The organism is Pseudomonas asgharzadehiana (assembly GCF_019139815.1).
Taxonomy (GTDB): Bacteria; Pseudomonadota; Gammaproteobacteria; order Pseudomonadales; family Pseudomonadaceae; genus Aquipseudomonas; species Aquipseudomonas asgharzadehiana.
On sequence record NZ_CP077079.1, the window covers coordinates 2435672 to 2450427 of the forward strand.

Sequence of the window (14756 nt, forward strand, 5' to 3'; positions counted from 1 at the left end):
CAAGTCTATAGACCGATCGGTCGGTCTGTGGTTAGCCTAGAACGAAAAACGCGCGTGGTCCAGTCGCAAAGACAACCATCGGTGATGGAGCTTGAATGAGGGGGACGAGGGAGGCGGCGCATTGAAGCGCCGCAGATGACAGTCAAGCCGGGCGCGGCTCAACCTTCAGTCCGGGCAGGAGGGTGTCGCAGAAGAACATCGCGATGGATTCCGGAGAGCGCGGGCCACCGGGCTTGATCCACAGGTAGCTGTAGTGGTGTATGCCAAGGATAGCCTTCACGGCTAACGAGTCCGATGTGCAGAAGGTGCCTTCGCTCACACCGGCCTTGAGGATCTGCGACCAGAGCTTTTCATACTGGCGGTGCAGATCGAGCAACTCGGTCTGGCGCTCGCCAATGACCGAATACACTTCCCGGAAACACACCGTCATTTCGGCCAGGTGGGTGACAATCGTGCGCATCACGATGGCCGAAAACTGGCGAAATTTATCTTCCGCGGGCAGATCGCTCTCGCACAGAGGCTTACCTTCGGCGATGAGCACCCGCAAATACCGACTCGTGATTTCGAACAGCAATTCTTCCTTGCTGCCAATGTGGTAATACAGCGCGCCTCGAGCCAGTCCAGTGGCTTTTTCCAACTCAGCCATGCCGGTCGCGTGAAAGCCGCGCGTCGAAAACAACTGCGCAGCAATCTTCAGTATCCGTTCCTTGGTGCTTGTTTCAGCAGGTTCGGCAGCGACGACGGTGTTCTTTCTTCCCATGGGTCAATTCCAACCGGTTGAGCGTCAATCATACCCATGCGTGCGCGCTGAAGGATACAGACGGGAGGAGCTCATCCCATAGTCGCAGGAAGATAGTTGTATTGACCGATCGGTACAGAGGCGTCTATAAGCCCACCGTAGTTGAACGTGTTTCAAAGGGCGCGGTGGCGTCGAGAGTTCTGAGAGCCTACCCAGGCATTGGGATCGACCATGACAATGAGCAAACACTTCACTCGGGCGTTCAAATCGTCAGCATCGACAAGATTGATAGCGATGACCTGTTTCGCCATGTTCGCCTTTGCCGCGAACTCGCTGCTGTGCCGCCTGGCGCTTAAACACACCGACATCGATGCCGCGAGTTTCAGTATTGTCCGGCTGGCCAGCGGGGCCGTGGTGTTATGGCTGATGTGTGCCTTGAGACGGTCCTCAACCACGATCAAAGGCAGTTGGAAGGGGGCCGCAGCTTTGTTCGTTTACGTTTTCGCTTTTTCCTTCGCGTACCGTCATTTGGAGACCGGGACGGGCGCGTTGCTGCTGTTTGGGGCGGTTCAGCTGAGTATGGTTCTGTACGGCATGCTCAAAGGCGAGCGGATGCACACGCAGGCAATCGCTGGATTTGTATTGGCGCTTGCTGGCTTGGTCAGCCTGCTGCTTCCAGGCGCAGCCGCCCCTGACCCCGCTAGCGCGTTCACAATGCTGTTGTCGGGATTGGCATGGGGAGTTTATTCACTGCTTGGTAAAGGTGTCGGTGATCCTCTGGCGGTCACTGCCGGAAACTTCATCCGCTCCATTCCGCTGGTCCTGATGGCAAGCTTGCCGTTTCTGGCGGGGTTGCGTTGGGACCCGCTGGGGGTACTTTATGGTGTTCTTTCCGGAGCGCTGGCGTCAGGCGTCGGCTACGCGGCCTGGTACGTCGCGGTGCGTCATCTTGCCTCGTTTCAAGCAGCGACAGTGCAGTTGAGCGTACCCATCCTGGCTTCGCTGGCTGGTATCGTTTTTCTGGGGGAAAGCCTGAGCATAAGGATGGTATTGGCATCCGTCGCTGTACTGGGTGGTGTTGCGTTGGTGCTGGGCGGCAAACATGGCAGCGCCACAGGCAGCTAGAGGCTCAGATCTCTCAATCAGGTACGCCTGGGCCTGCCTGTATTTGTTCGCTCAGCCGCTCAAGGACTAGACTGGTGCGGTCCAGTCATCAGGCCCGTCAGACTATGCTCCTCGTCCCGCCAGATACCGTCGAACAGACAAAGCTCACCCTCGAGGTGGTGCTGCGCTATCACATGGCCTGGAAGCAGCGCGACCTGGAAGCGATACTAGCGCTCTATCACCCGCAAGTGCAGTACAACGATTTTTTCCAGAACCGCAGCATGGGCCTGAGAGAGCTGCGCGCTTACATCACCGGCACGTTGCCGCGCCATCCCGATGAGTATCTTGAGCACAATGACCGCATCCGCGCGGACGGCTGCACGGCATTCATCCAGTACCAGACTGCTCTGAAGGGCAGTGGCGAGCGGGTGGTTTTTCGTACCAGCGAGGCGATCACGGTATGTGATGGTCTGATCCTGCGTGTAAACGAATATGCGTCACTGGTGCGCGACGGCGAGCCGCACGCCGGGCGTTGCGCCCCCGCCATCAGTAAGCTAGGGCTCTCGGCGCGCCAGTTGAGCTTCATGGCGCGAGACTTGGCCGATTACTTTACCCGCCAGCAGCCATTCCTGGACCCTGATCTGGATCTTGCACGGATCGCCAGCGCCACCGGGTACAGCCGTAATCAGTTGTCTTACCTATTGAATCAAGTGCTGGGGCAAAGCTTCTATCGCTACGTGACTCAGGCTCGCTTGGCCTACCTCCTTGAACGCCTCGCCAGTTACGACGAAAACGCACCCATCGATGCCCTCGCGGTGGCTGCCGGATTTAATTCCACCTCGGCGTTCTACAAGGCTTTCCGCAGTCATACCGGCTGCACACCTAAAGCCTGGTTGAAGGCCAATTGCGCGCGTACCCGCAGATAACACAAGCCCCTTCGCTGCGCATTAAGCTCTGTCGGCAATCAACCGATGGAGCAAATGATGGCTGGCTGGGGTGGTGTGAGTTTGTGGATGGAGCAAGTCGACGAGGCGCTGACGCCGCGTCCGGCGTTGCATCAGGATCTGCAAGCAGATGTGGTAATCATCGGCGCGGGTTACAGCGGCCTTTGGACGGCCTATTACCTGAAACAGCAAGCACCGCACCTAAACATCGTCATAGTTGAGGCACATATTGCCGGTTTCGGCGCCTCCGGCCGCAATGGCGGCTGGTTGATGGGTAATCTGCTAGGCGAAGACCGGCTCCTGGGGCCTTTGCCTGCCGTGCAACGTCATTCGGGGTATCAACTGCTGCATGGGATCCCCGATGAGGTGGCGCGGGTGTGCCACATCGAAAGCATCGATTGCGATCTGCGTAAAGGTGGCGTGCTGTACTGCGCTGCGCGGTATCCCGAGCAAGAACGGCGCATGCGCGAACAACTCGCTGCCGCCCGTGCGCAAGGCCTGGGTGAAGACGACTATCGCTGGTTGAGTCCTCAGGCCCTGCGCGAACAATTAAATGTGGCCCAGGCGTACGGCGCGCTGTATTCACCCCACTGCGCGACCATTCAACCTGCCCGGTTGGTAAGGGGGCTAGCCGAAGTCGTGGGACGCATGGGGGTGCGCATTTTCGAGCAAAGCACTGTGCTCGACTGGAAGGCAGGCCAAGTTCGAACCGAGCACGGTCGCGTGAGCGCCGACTGGGTGGTCCCGGCGGTCGAGGGGTATGCCAGCGCCTTGCCCCCGTTGAACAAATATCAACTGGCCGCGCAGAGCCTGATCGTTGCGACTGAGCCGCTCCCGGCCGATGTATGGGCCGAAATTGGACTCAGTCGTGGTCAGGCTTTCAGCGAAAACAGTCGCCAAGTCACCTACGGTCAGCGCAGCCGCGATGACCGCTTGGTGTTTGGTGCCCGCGGTGGCTATCGCTTTGGAGGTCGCCTGCGCAGTGACTTCAACCTCAGTCTGGCCGAACGTGAGTTGCGTCAGTACCTGTTTAGCGAGCTATTTCCTATTTTGCGCAATGTTCGCCTGACTCATGCCTGGGGCGGGAATCTGGGCGTCGCCCGGAGCTTTCACCCGCACATGCTGGCCGACCGCCGCCAGAAGATCGCACTCGCCGGCGGTTATGGCGGCGAAGGTGTAGGCGCCAGCAACCTGGGTGGCCGCACCGTGGCCGCACTGATTCTTGGTCAGGACAATGAACTGACCCGCCAGCCTTGGGTGTTGGCCGACCGTCCGCTGGCCTCGTTGCCACGCTGGGAGCCAGAGCCCCTGCGCTGGCTGGGTTACAACGCCATTATCCAGAGCTTTGTTCATGAAGATCGGATATTGGCCAACCTCCATGCGCCGCGCTGGCGCCGCCAGATGGCTGAGGGTTTGGCTGGTTGCATGGAACGCCTGATGAAGTCCAAGGAGCCGTTCGCATGAAGATCGATCATTTCCGCGACACCACGCGCTTGTCTCTCGGGGAACCTAGCACTGTCGGTATACCGCTGGGTGAGCCGCTTTCACAGGTTGCCGCGATCAGCGTTAAGCGCGATGACGGCGTCGAGGCCGGCGTGTGGGAATGCACCCCTGGCCGCTGGCGGCGCCAGATTGTGCAGCAGGAGTTCTGCCATTTCATCCAGGGGCGCTGCACCTTCACCCCGGATGGCGGTGAGATCCTTCATATCCAGGCCGGCGACGCATTGATGTTGCCTGCGAACACCACGGGAGTCTGGGATATACAAGAAACCGTTCGCAAAAGCTACGTGCTGATTTTCTGAACTGCCTTCATCCATAACGTAAAGAACAAAGGTTGAGGTCTCGTATGTTGAAGTCGATCGTTCCGCTACTGTTGATCGCGTCCACCGCTCAGGCTGCAGACACCGTCAGGATCTACAACTGGAGCAGTTACATCGCCCCAGATACCCTGCAAAACTTTACCAGCCATACCGGGCACCCGACTCAGTATGACTTGTACGACAGCAATGAGGTCCTCGACGCCAAGCTGATGGCCGGCCATTCCGGGTATGACGTGGTGTTTCCCTCCAATCACTTCATGGCCCGGCAGATCAAGGCCGGCGCACTCAAACCGCTCGACCGCAGCAAACTCCCAAACTGGCAGAACCTCAACCCGACGCTGATGAAAGTTCTGGAGGCCAATGACCCCGGCAACCGATACGGTTTCCCTTACCTGTGGGGCAGCACAGGCATTGGCTACAACGTCGCCAAGGTCAAGGCGGTCCTGGGCGATGTGCCGATAGATTCATGGGACATCGTCTTCAAGCCGGAGAATATGAAGAAACTCGCCCGATGCGGCGTAGCCATGCTCGACAATGGCCCTGAGATCCTTCCCATCGCCTTGAACTACCTGGGGCTTGCACACCACAGCAAGGACAAGGCCGACTACGAGAAGGCCCAGGCCCTGCTGCTCAAAGTGCGGCCCTATGTGAATTACTTCCATAACTCCAAGTACACCAGCGATCTTGCAACGGGCGATGTGTGTCTGGTCGTGGGTTTTTCTGGCGACGTGATGCAGGCGGCAGCAAGAGCCAATGAGGCCGGGAACGGCCAGCAGATTGCTTACGCCATTCCCAAGGAAGGCTCACCGATGTGGTTCGACATGGTCGCCATGCCTGCCGATGCTCCGAATGAAGCGGCCGGTTACGCGTTTCTGAACTACCTGCTGGAACCCAACGTCATGGCTGACATCAGCAACCACGTGCACTATGCCAACGGCAACGCTGCCGCTGAGGGCATGGTCGACCAGGCTATTCTCAACGACCCGATGGTGTACCCGCCTGAAAGCGTGATGAAGAAACTCTTCGTGCTGGAAGCGATGCCGCTAGAGACCGACCGGCTGCGCACGCGTATCTGGAGTCGGGTTAAAAACGGGCAATGAAGTCAATCGCCGGTGATGCGGGTAACCCGGATCATCGGCGGCAGACCCCGTGCCTCATATCGATTTCAACTGGGAATCGGTCTAGTGTTATGCGAACCTCAAAGCGCTTGGATTTAATGGATTGCCGCGACCGTCGCCTACCTCAGTGCTTCTCCATCAGACAGTAAAGCAATGATTGGTGAGTTGAAGTGTTTTCATCGTCCCTCGCTGAGTTGTTCTTCTAGGTTGCGCAGGAGCCTGCCTCGACTTTCATGGTCGAGCGCCGATCGATGCTGTCCGTGCGCAGTACCGCAAGCCAATAGATTAAACAAGAAGCATGCATAGAGCATCCAGGCTATCAGCGAGTGGTCTGTCTGAGTTCGATCCATGGCGATGACGTAAGCATCCGGCTTTCGAGCGTGCCACATACCCGAGTAATGACTTCGTGTTATTCCAGAACCTTTAATGTCTTCAGTACTAAAAATGCGGATCAGCGTATTGGAACTATTTTTTCCAGTCTCTGTTTTCCAAGACGACTGACACTGATAGGTTTCCGAAAGCAGCTTCTTGGATATGGTCGCTCCACCAGGCCATCATTGGGCGTTTGCGCTCGATGCAATCCGCTCGGTTATAGGCGCTGCGCACCTCATCTTTATCGACGTGGGCGAGTGCAACTTCGATCAATTCAGGATCCCTCCTCTGCCAGTTCAGGATGGTGCTCGCCATAGGGCACATTCCATGGCTCAACACGCTGGATGAATGGCCATGTCACTACGCGCACTTCGAACACTTCTTGCCATTGCCCAATACGGTTCTTTCGTCAGGGCAGCAGACGCCGTGCATCTCACCCAGTCCGCAGTCAGTCTTCATGTTCGGTCGTTAGAGGAGGATTTCAATGCACTCCTGTTTGACCGTTCACGGCGCTTGCCGGTTCTTACCTATGCGGGCCATATCGCCGTGGAGCGCGCGAGAGAAATTCTAAGTCTCTACGACGGCATCTCATCTGAAATCGGCGGTGATATCGAGTTACGCGGCAAGCTTCGAATCGGCGCCATCCAAACCGCGCTGGCAGGCCCGTTGCCACTCGCGCTTGCGGCATTACGCGCCGAGCATCCGCACCTGCGAATCACTGTTGCATCAGGAATGTCCGCTGAGTTGGCCACGCGCGTAGAAGCGGGAGAGCTAGACGTGGCGATCACCACGGAACCGGTGAGGCCGCACCCTTACGGTCTGGTGAGCACGGTGCTTTACGAGGAGGGTTTCTGGATCGTTGCGCCAGTGTCGCACGCGCATGAGGACTTGCATCTTCTACTTAAAAGCCAACCTTTCATCCGCTTTGATCTCCGCGCTTGGGCAGGTCGGACAATTGAGCGAGAGCTTCGCAATATGCGACAGCGGGTGCAAACCAGCATGGAGCTTGATAGCCAGAATGCGATTATTCAGATGGTATCAAACGGACTCGGCATATCAATAATTCCGCTCGCGCGGCATCAGGTTGAAAGCCTGACGAAGCTCGCTTGTGAGCCATTCGGCACGCCTCAGAAAACCAGGCGTGTGGTATTGCTGGAGCGCGAAGACCGTCCTCTTGGGCGATTAGCTACAGCGTTGGCACACGCCGTAATCGCGCATTCCCCATCCGATGACCAATGAGAAATACTTGTTGGTTGCTAAACTTTAAATCGTTTTTATTTTAGGGACTGACTTCTTATCGTGGTGCCCACTCCGACGGTTCCTCGAGGCCACGATGAGTAAATCGCGGGCTGTGAACGGTTGGTTCAAAAAAATCGAGACAAGTGCATGACCCTCTCTCTGTTGATTGCCTTATTGCCCATCGCAATACTGATCGTGCTGGGTGCATGGCTTAAGCGTCGTCAGTTTTTAGCAGATATTTTTTGGGCGCAGGCGGAACGCTTGGCGTATTACGTATTGCTGCCTTCACTTTTCTTTCACGGACTGGCGACCGCCAAGCTTGATGGGCTGCCCTTTCAAAGCATGGTCTCTGTGCTCATATTGTCGACTGTGGTGGTGGCGCTAATGCTGCTGGGAGCGCGAGCGCTAATCACTACGGACAATGCGGCGTTCACCTCGGTTTTTCAGGGTGGCATTCGTTTCAATAATTACGTGGGCGTGTCTGCAGCAGCCGGCTTGTTCGGTGCGCAAGGCATCGCCCTGGCAGCCGTCGCGAATGCGGCGATAGTGCCCACAGTGAACATCTTGTGTGTGATGGTTATCGCGAAGTATGGATCGGGTGGCAGGATGCCTTTCAGCAAAGTTCTAAAGCAAATAGCTCTGAACCCGCTGGTACTGGCTTGCTTCGCAGGCGGATTGATACAGGCGTCAGGCTGGGGGTTACCCGTAGGTATCGAAGCGGTGCTCAAAGCCTTGGGGCAAGCGTCATTGCCGCTCGGTTTACTCTGCGTTGGTGCCGCGCTTGAGTTCGTGAGTTTACGACAATGGCTGCGCCCTGTCGGATATTCGTCGTTAGTAAAGTTTTTAATCATGCCGTTAGTCACGCTTTGCGCCTGCCATCTGTTTGGGCTAGACGGAAAGGCCGCAATTGCAGCATTGCTATTCCAGGCACTGCCTACTGCATCATCCTCTTACATCATGGCAAGGCAGTTAGGGGGAGACGCGCCTCTCATGGCTGGAATCATCGCTTGCCAAACCATGTTGGCAGCCATAGCGCTCCCCGCCGTTGTTCTAATAATGTCCCAGTGGGTTTGAGCAAATATCGCAGTGCCGACTAGTCCATGCATCGCTTTTGATCAAAAAATTCTGCGCGCCAAAGGTACCTAAGAAGTCTCTCATTTAGCGGGGGGCGGCGGATTATTTTGTCATTTTTTTCCTCTGGACCTTTTGCCTGGACGGACACATCGATCTATCTATGATCCGAGCGACCGATCGGGCAGTAAGCCTGTGTCAGCAAGGACCAGGGTATCGTCGCGTCGCTGTCTTAAGAGGGGCTGATGGAAAAAACCATGGCGATACATGCCGAGGTTAGGGCAAACAGAAGTGTGCCAGGAGTGACACAAATGCCCCGTAGGTGCGACAACTGTCGCAGGTTGACTCAGTTATCGATTCTGGTTGTAAGCCCGATACGACGTGGCTTACAGCTCTTTAGCGAGGACTGGCATAGGGGTTGCTCTTGTTCCTCTGCGCAGCGCAATGGCTTCGCTACTAATAAGAATCAGGAGTTCCCCCATGACACAGATTGGCCTCGCCGTGCCTACTGCTTCTCGGAGCGCGCCCCTTCGTGTTCCGCTCAAGACGCTATTTGTCGTGCTGGCGCTGACGCTCAATGCCGCGCCGGGCTGGGCAGAGGACATGCCAGCGAATGTCGACGGCAAGCGCATCATCGCCGCCGATCAGGAGCCCGGTAACTGGATGAGCACCGGCCGCACCTACGACGAGCAGCGCTACAGCCCATTGAAGAAAATCAGCGACCAGAACGTCGGCCAGCTGGGGCTCGCCTGGAGCTACAAGCTGGACCTGGATCGGGGCGTCGAAGCCACGCCTATCGTGGTCGACGGCGTGATGTACACCACCGGTCCGTTCTCCGTGGTCTACGCCCTGGACGCACGCGACGGCAAGCTGATCTGGAAGTACGACCCCAAGTCCGACCGCAACCGCGCCGGCGAGGCGTGCTGCGATGCGGTCAACCGTGGCGTCGCGGTGTGGAAGGGCAAGGTCTACGTGGGTGTGCTCGATGGTCGCCTGGAGGCCATCGATGCGAAGACCGGCCAGCGCGTCTGGTCGGTGGACACCCGGGCCGATCACACGCGCAGCTACACCATCACCGGTGCCCCTCGCGTGGTCAACGGCAAAGTGGTGATCGGCAACGGTGGTGCCGAGTTCGGCGTACGCGGTTATGTCACCGCCTACGACGCCGAAACCGGCAAGCAGGCCTGGCGTTTCTTCACGGTGCCGGGTGACCCCAAGCTGCCGCCGGAAGACAAGGCCATGGCCATCGCCGCCAAGACCTGGCACGGCGATGCCTACGTTGCTCAAGGCGGTGGCGGCACGGCCTGGGATTCCTTCGCTTTCGACCCGGATCTGAATCTGCTGTACATCGGCGTTGGCAACGGTTCGCTGTGGGACCCGAAATGGCGCAGCCAGGCCAAGGGCGACAACCTGTTCCTGTCCTCGATTGTCGCCGTCAACGCCGACACGGGCGAGTACGCCTGGCATTACCAGACCACGCCCGGAGACGCCTGGGACTACACCGCCACCCAGCACATGATCCTGGCGGAACTGCCGATCAACGGCAAGCCGCGCAAAGTCCTGATGCAGGCGCCGAAAAACGGCTTCTTCTACGTGATCGACCGCGCCACGGGTGAGCTGCTGTCGGCCAAGGGCATCGTTCCGCAAAGCTGGACCAAGGGCATGGACATGAAGACCGGGAGGCCCATCGTCGATGACGAGAACGCCGCGTACTGGAAGGACGGCAAGCGCAAGTTGGTCACGCCCGCGTTCTGGGGCGCCCACGACTGGCAGCCGATGTCCTACAACCCGAACACCGGCCTGGTGTACATCCCGGCGCACATCATGTCCGCCTATTACGAACACATCCCCGAAGCGCCCAAGCGCAACCCGTTCAAGAGCATGTACCAACTGGGCCTGCGCACCGGGATGATGCCCGAGGACGCCGATGGGTTGCTGGAAATGGCCAAGGGCTGGTCGGGCAAACTCATCGCCTGGGACCCGGTCAAGCAGCAACCGGCCTGGGAAGTGCCCTACGTGACGATCTTCAACGGCGGCACCTTGAGCACCGCCGGCAACCTGGTGTTCGAGGGCAGCGCCGATGGCCGGGTGATCGCCTATGCCGCCGACACCGGCAAGAAACTCTGGGAGCAGCCAGCGGCCAGTGGTGTCATGGCTGCGCCGATTACCTACAGCGTGGATGGTGAGCAATACGTCACCTTCATGGCCGGTTGGGGCGGTGCCTTCTCGACGTTCGCGGGTGCCTTGTCCTTGCGCGCCGGGGTCCGGCCGTTTTCCCAGGTGTTGACCTACAAACTGGGCGGCACCGCCAAGCTCAACGAGCCGGCACCGCTTGCCGACACCCCAAAACCGCCGCCATTGACCGGTGAGACCGCCGCGGTGGACGCCGGCGGCAAACTTTATGACGGCTATTGCTCGCAGTGCCACGGCATCCATGCGGTCAGCGGCGGCGTGCTGCCGGACCTGCGCAAGCTGACGCCGGAAAAACACCAGATGTTCCTCGGCATTCTGTTCGGTGGCCGAGTGCCCGACGGCATGCCGTCCTTTGCCGACGCCTTCACGCCGGCACAGGTGGAGCAGATCCATCAATACCTGATCAAGCGCGCCCACGACCTGCAGCAGGAAGGCGGCGTCTGGAAAACCTTTAGCGCCAAATGAACGCCCGCGATGCAGGGGGGCGGGGCGCCCCTGCATCGTTTTCGACACTGTCCGCGAGAGCAAGCACATGAACGAAATCATCGATTACCAGAACTTCATCGCCAACGCCTTCGTTCCTGGCGACCCCAGCATCGAAGTGCGCAACCCGGCCAACGACCGACTGTTGGCGCGGGTGCCCGAAGCCAGTGGCGAGCACGTTGAAGCGGCTATTGCCGCGGCGCGCAAGGCGCAGAAAAGCTGGGCGGCCCGACCGGCCATCGAACGCGCCGGCTACCTGCGCAAGATCGCCAGCAAAGTGCGCGACAACGCCGAACGACTCGCCCACATCATCACCGCCGAGCAAGGCAAGGTGCTGGGGCTGGCGCGGGTGGAGGTCAACTTCACCGCCGATTACCTGGATTACATGGCCGAATGGGCACGGCGTCTCGAAGGTGAGGTGCTGACCAGCGACCGCGTCGGCGAAAGCATCTTCCTGCTGCGCAAACCCCTGGGTGTGGTGGCCGGCATCTTGCCGTGGAACTTCCCGTTCTTCCTGATCGCTCGCAAAATGGCGCCAGCCTTGGTGACCGGCAACACCATCGTGATCAAGCCCAGTGAAGAAACCCCGATCAATTGCTTCGAGTTCGCCCGCCTGGTGGCCGAGACCGACCTGCCGGCCGGGGTGTTCAACGTGGTCAGCGGCACGGGGGCGACAGTGGGGCATCAGCTGACCAGCCATGCCGGCATTGATCTGATCAGCTTTACCGGCAGCGTCGGCACTGGCTCGCGGATCATGGCCGCGGCGGCGCCGAACATCACCAAGCTCAACCTGGAACTGGGGGGCAAGGCGCCGGCTATCGTGCTCGCGGACGCCGACCTGGAGCTGGCGGTCAAGGCCGTCACCGCGTCGCGGGTGATCAACACCGGGCAAGTCTGCAACTGCGCCGAGCGGGTGTACGTCGAACGCAAGGTCGCCGATCAGTTCATCGAGCAGATTGCCGCGTCGATGGCCGCTACCCGGTACGGCGACCCGCTGGCCGAAGACGATCTGGACATGGGGCCGCTGATCAATCAGGCCGCGCTGGACAAGGTCGCGCAGATGGTCAAGAGCGCCACGGGGCAGGGCGCCGAAGTGGTGACTGGCGGCGCCGTGGCCGACAAGGGCCAGGGTTTCCATTACCAGCCAACCGTTCTGGCCGGCTGTGGCAGCGACATGGCGATCATGCGCCAGGAGATCTTTGGCCCGGTGTTGCCGATCCAGATCGTCGAAGACCTGGACGAAGCCATCGCCCTGGCCAACGACAGCGAATACGGCCTGACTTCATCGATCTACACCCGCAGCCTGAGCGCGGCCATGCGCGCCAGTCATGAACTGGATTTTGGCGAAACCTACATCAATCGCGAGAACTTCGAAGCGATGCAGGGCTTCCATGCGGGGACGCGCAAATCCGGCATTGGCGGCGCGGACGGCAAGCACGGCTTGTATGAATACACCCACACCCACGTGGTCTACATTCAGATCTGATCGCTGGTCCGTGCGCAGAGAAATGCCGACACCCGTGAGGGCGCCGGCATTTTTATTGGTGCGGACGTGGTATCAGGGCTGGTCGTTGGGCGCGACGACGCCGTGCTTTTTCATCTTGCGATACAGCGTCGAGCGCGAGATGCCCAGGTCCGTCGCGGCGGCGCTGATGTTCCAGCGATGCCGGCGCAGAGTGCCCAGCAAGTGGCGGGACTCTTCGCCGCCCAGTTGTTCTTCCAGATTGCCGGCCTGCGGCTTAACGCCGGTAGCCAGTGGCAGCCTCTGCGGTGTCAGCAATTCGCAGGGCAGGCAGTCCAGATCGATCACGCCGCCTTCGGCCAGGGCCACCGCGTAGCGCAGGCTGTTGAGCAGTTGGCGAATGTTGCCGGGCCATGGGTAATCGAACAGGCATCGGCGGGCATCGGCGTCCAGCCGCAACCCGCGGGCGTCGGTCTGGGCTGCGAGCAGCGTGTCGATCAGCTCGGCTCGGTCACTGCGCTCGCGCAACGCCGGCAGCGCGAGGTTCATGCCGGCGAGGCGATAAAACAAGTCTTCGCGAAAGCGCTTCTCGCCGATCATGCTGTGCAGATCCTGATGGGTGGCCGAGATCACTTGGACGTCCAGCATCACCGGCGCCTCGGCCCCCAGTGGCGAAATTTCTCGTTCTGCCAGCACGCGTAGCAAGCGGGTTTGCAGGTGGGCGGGCATGTCGCCGATCTCATCGAGAAAGAGGGTGCCGCCGTTTGCCAGTTCCAGCTTGCCTTTCATGCCCTTTCGGTTGGCGCCGGTGAAGCTGCCGGCGCGATAGCCGAACAGTTCGCTCTCGATCAACGTCTCCGGGATAGCCGCGCAGTTCAGCGCAACGAAAGGTCCGGCGCGACGACTGCTGGCATGGTGAATGGCACGGGCAAAGGCCTCCTTGCCGGTGCCGGTCTCGCCGGTGATCAGGATCGCAATGCCCTTGTCGATCACCTTGCGCACGCGCCGCACGTTCTGTTGCAGCCGGGCATCGCTACCTGCGAGTTGTTGCAGTTCCGGGTGGGCCTGAAGGGCGGGGCGGGCGACGGGCAGCGGGCGGTGCTGTTCGGAGGGGATACGCAGGCCGACGTCCAGCAAGGCCTCATCACGCAGGCCACGCAAGCGCACCCCCTGGGCGCCACCGTTGGTGAGCTGGAGCAGTTCGTCCACCGTGGTTGGGAGCAGGCTATCGATGCGAGCGCCGAGCAATCTGGGATTGTCGGCCAGATCCAAGGCGACAAACGCGGCACGGTTGGCCCCGATGATGCGACCGCTTTCATCCAAAGCGAGCAGTTGCTCGTTGGCCAGGTCGGCGATTTCATCGATGGGTTTGAGGGACAGGGTCAGGCGGTCGCGGTAGCTCTGGCGAAAGTGTGCGTTCTCGATCAGGCGGGCGTACATGATCACCAGTTGCAACGTGAGGTACTGGCTTTCCCGAGGACCCTCGTTGTTCATGCAGGTCGCATTCAGGCAACCGCGCAACAAGCCTTGCGCGTCGAAGATCGGCGCCACCGAGCAGCTCAGGCGGAAGTTGGACGCCAGGAAGTGCTCTTCCCGGTGAATGATCAGCGGTTGCGCCGCCGCCAGGGTCGTGCCGATGCCGTTGGTGCCGACCTCCGACTCATCCCACCGCGCGCCCACCACCAGCCCGGATCGGGTGTAGGCATCGTGCTGGCTGGGCAGCCGGGAATCCAGGGTGATGCCGTGCTCATCGCTCAGCAGTACGGCAAAGCCGGCGGGCACCACGCGCCGGGCCAGGCCGTTCACACCCTGGCTGGCAATGGAAAGATATTGCTGATGCTGTTCCTGGTGACGACGGATGTCCTCGGCGCCAAGGATATTCTTGCGGCTCGCCGCGCCCGGATCCAGCCGGTGCTGCACGACGCTGCGGTACCAGGACTGTGCAATGACCCCATCGGGCCTGAGGCCGCGCCCGGAAAAATGGTCGTTGACGAACGCCGCGAGTTCGCTGGGGATCGTCTGCGTGTCATGCAAGGTCATGAAATGCTCCCATAAGGCGTGAAGGCCACAAAGGACCATCACTGCGATCTTGTTATTAGAGGCTGGCCGCAGCTGCAACTATCTACCATAGACGCTAGTGCGAAAACTTTCAGCCTTGGAGCAACAAGTCTCATCTACCCGGCGCAACACACCAAACCACTCTCTACGGCG

At 59.6% G+C, this 14756-nt stretch carries 11 protein-coding genes and 1 pseudogene; 9 read left to right on the forward strand and 3 right to left on the reverse strand.

What is annotated here, in order from left to right:
- Positions 1-142: 142 nt before the first annotated feature.
- Positions 143-760, reverse strand: coding sequence for a TetR/AcrR family transcriptional regulator (locus KSS96_RS11340; RefSeq protein ID WP_217856287.1), 618 nt, complete (start codon positions 758-760; stop codon positions 143-145).
- Between the two features lie 216 nt (positions 761-976).
- Here KSS96_RS11340 and KSS96_RS11345 point away from each other — a divergent pair, with 216 nt between their 5' ends.
- From KSS96_RS11345 to KSS96_RS11365, 5 genes are all read left to right on the forward strand, one after another.
- A complete protein-coding gene (locus tag KSS96_RS11345; RefSeq protein WP_217856289.1) occupies positions 977-1864 on the forward strand; it encodes a DMT family transporter in 888 nt (295 codons plus the stop codon).
- 104 nt (positions 1865-1968) lie between these two features.
- The gene (locus tag KSS96_RS11350) at positions 1969-2769 is read left to right on the forward strand and encodes a helix-turn-helix domain-containing protein (RefSeq protein WP_217856291.1); all 801 of its coding nucleotides are present in this window, start codon (positions 1969-1971) and stop codon (positions 2767-2769) included.
- Positions 2770-2826: 57 nt separating this feature from the next.
- On the forward strand, positions 2827-4251 hold the full coding sequence (locus KSS96_RS11355; protein WP_217856293.1) for an NAD(P)/FAD-dependent oxidoreductase: 1425 nt from the start codon (positions 2827-2829) through the stop codon (positions 4249-4251).
- Complete coding sequence (locus KSS96_RS11360; protein ID WP_217856294.1) at positions 4248-4589, forward strand: cupin domain-containing protein; 342 nt, start codon at positions 4248-4250, stop codon at positions 4587-4589. Before KSS96_RS11355 ends, KSS96_RS11360 begins: the two co-directional genes overlap by 4 nt.
- Positions 4590-4633: 44 nt before the next feature.
- On the forward strand, positions 4634-5707 hold the full coding sequence (locus KSS96_RS11365) for a polyamine ABC transporter substrate-binding protein (RefSeq protein ID WP_225913332.1): 1074 nt from the start codon (positions 4634-4636) through the stop codon (positions 5705-5707).
- 469 nt (positions 5708-6176) lie between these two features.
- Here KSS96_RS11365 and KSS96_RS11370 read toward each other — a convergent pair.
- A pseudogene (locus tag KSS96_RS11370) lies at positions 6177-6433 on the reverse strand (integrase); the annotation flags it as partial.
- An 18-nt stretch (positions 6434-6451) separates the two neighbouring features.
- Here KSS96_RS11370 and KSS96_RS11375 point away from each other — a divergent pair.
- From KSS96_RS11375 to aldA, 4 genes are all read left to right on the forward strand, one after another.
- The gene (locus tag KSS96_RS11375; RefSeq protein ID WP_217856298.1) at positions 6452-7336 is read left to right on the forward strand and encodes a LysR family transcriptional regulator; all 885 of its coding nucleotides are present in this window, start codon (positions 6452-6454) and stop codon (positions 7334-7336) included.
- 147 nt (positions 7337-7483) lie between these two features.
- A complete protein-coding gene (locus KSS96_RS11380; RefSeq protein WP_217856300.1) occupies positions 7484-8410 on the forward strand; it encodes an AEC family transporter in 927 nt (308 codons plus the stop codon).
- A gap of 477 nt (positions 8411-8887) precedes the next feature.
- Positions 8888-11065 carry a PQQ-dependent dehydrogenase, methanol/ethanol family gene (locus KSS96_RS11385; protein WP_217856302.1) on the forward strand — a complete coding sequence of 726 codons (2178 nt, stop codon included), beginning with the start codon at positions 8888-8890 and terminating at the stop codon, positions 11063-11065.
- A 67-nt stretch (positions 11066-11132) separates the two neighbouring features.
- Positions 11133-12569: an aldehyde dehydrogenase gene (gene aldA, locus KSS96_RS11390; protein WP_217856304.1), complete on the forward strand. Its 1437-nt coding sequence runs from the start codon at positions 11133-11135 to the stop codon at positions 12567-12569.
- A 72-nt stretch (positions 12570-12641) separates the two neighbouring features.
- On the opposite strand, the gene KSS96_RS11395 is transcribed toward aldA, so the two are convergent.
- Positions 12642-14585: a sigma-54-dependent Fis family transcriptional regulator gene (locus KSS96_RS11395; protein WP_217856306.1), complete on the reverse strand. Its 1944-nt coding sequence runs from the start codon at positions 14583-14585 to the stop codon at positions 12642-12644.
- Positions 14586-14756: the final 171 nt, after the last annotated feature.

Excerpts from the sequence above, each read along its gene's own strand:
- KSS96_RS11340 (WP_217856287.1), bottom strand. The coding sequence starts at position 760 with ATGGGAAGAAAGAACACCGTCGTCGCTGCCGAACCTGCTGAAACAAGC.
- KSS96_RS11345 (WP_217856289.1), top strand. The coding sequence starts at position 977 with ATGAGCAAACACTTCACTCGGGCGTTCAAATCGTCAGCATCGACAAGA.
- KSS96_RS11350 (WP_217856291.1), top strand. The coding sequence starts at position 1,969 with ATGCTCCTCGTCCCGCCAGATACCGTCGAACAGACAAAGCTCACCCTC.
- KSS96_RS11355 (WP_217856293.1), top strand. The coding sequence starts at position 2,827 with ATGGCTGGCTGGGGTGGTGTGAGTTTGTGGATGGAGCAAGTCGACGAG.
- KSS96_RS11360 (WP_217856294.1), top strand. The coding sequence starts at position 4,248 with ATGAAGATCGATCATTTCCGCGACACCACGCGCTTGTCTCTCGGGGAA.
- KSS96_RS11365 (WP_225913332.1), top strand. The coding sequence starts at position 4,634 with ATGTTGAAGTCGATCGTTCCGCTACTGTTGATCGCGTCCACCGCTCAG.
- KSS96_RS11375 (WP_217856298.1), top strand. The coding sequence starts at position 6,452 with ATGTCACTACGCGCACTTCGAACACTTCTTGCCATTGCCCAATACGGT.
- KSS96_RS11380 (WP_217856300.1), top strand. The coding sequence starts at position 7,484 with ATGACCCTCTCTCTGTTGATTGCCTTATTGCCCATCGCAATACTGATC.
- KSS96_RS11385 (WP_217856302.1), top strand. The coding sequence starts at position 8,888 with ATGACACAGATTGGCCTCGCCGTGCCTACTGCTTCTCGGAGCGCGCCC.
- aldA (WP_217856304.1), top strand. The coding sequence starts at position 11,133 with ATGAACGAAATCATCGATTACCAGAACTTCATCGCCAACGCCTTCGTT.
- KSS96_RS11395 (WP_217856306.1), bottom strand. The coding sequence starts at position 14,585 with ATGACCTTGCATGACACGCAGACGATCCCCAGCGAACTCGCGGCGTTC.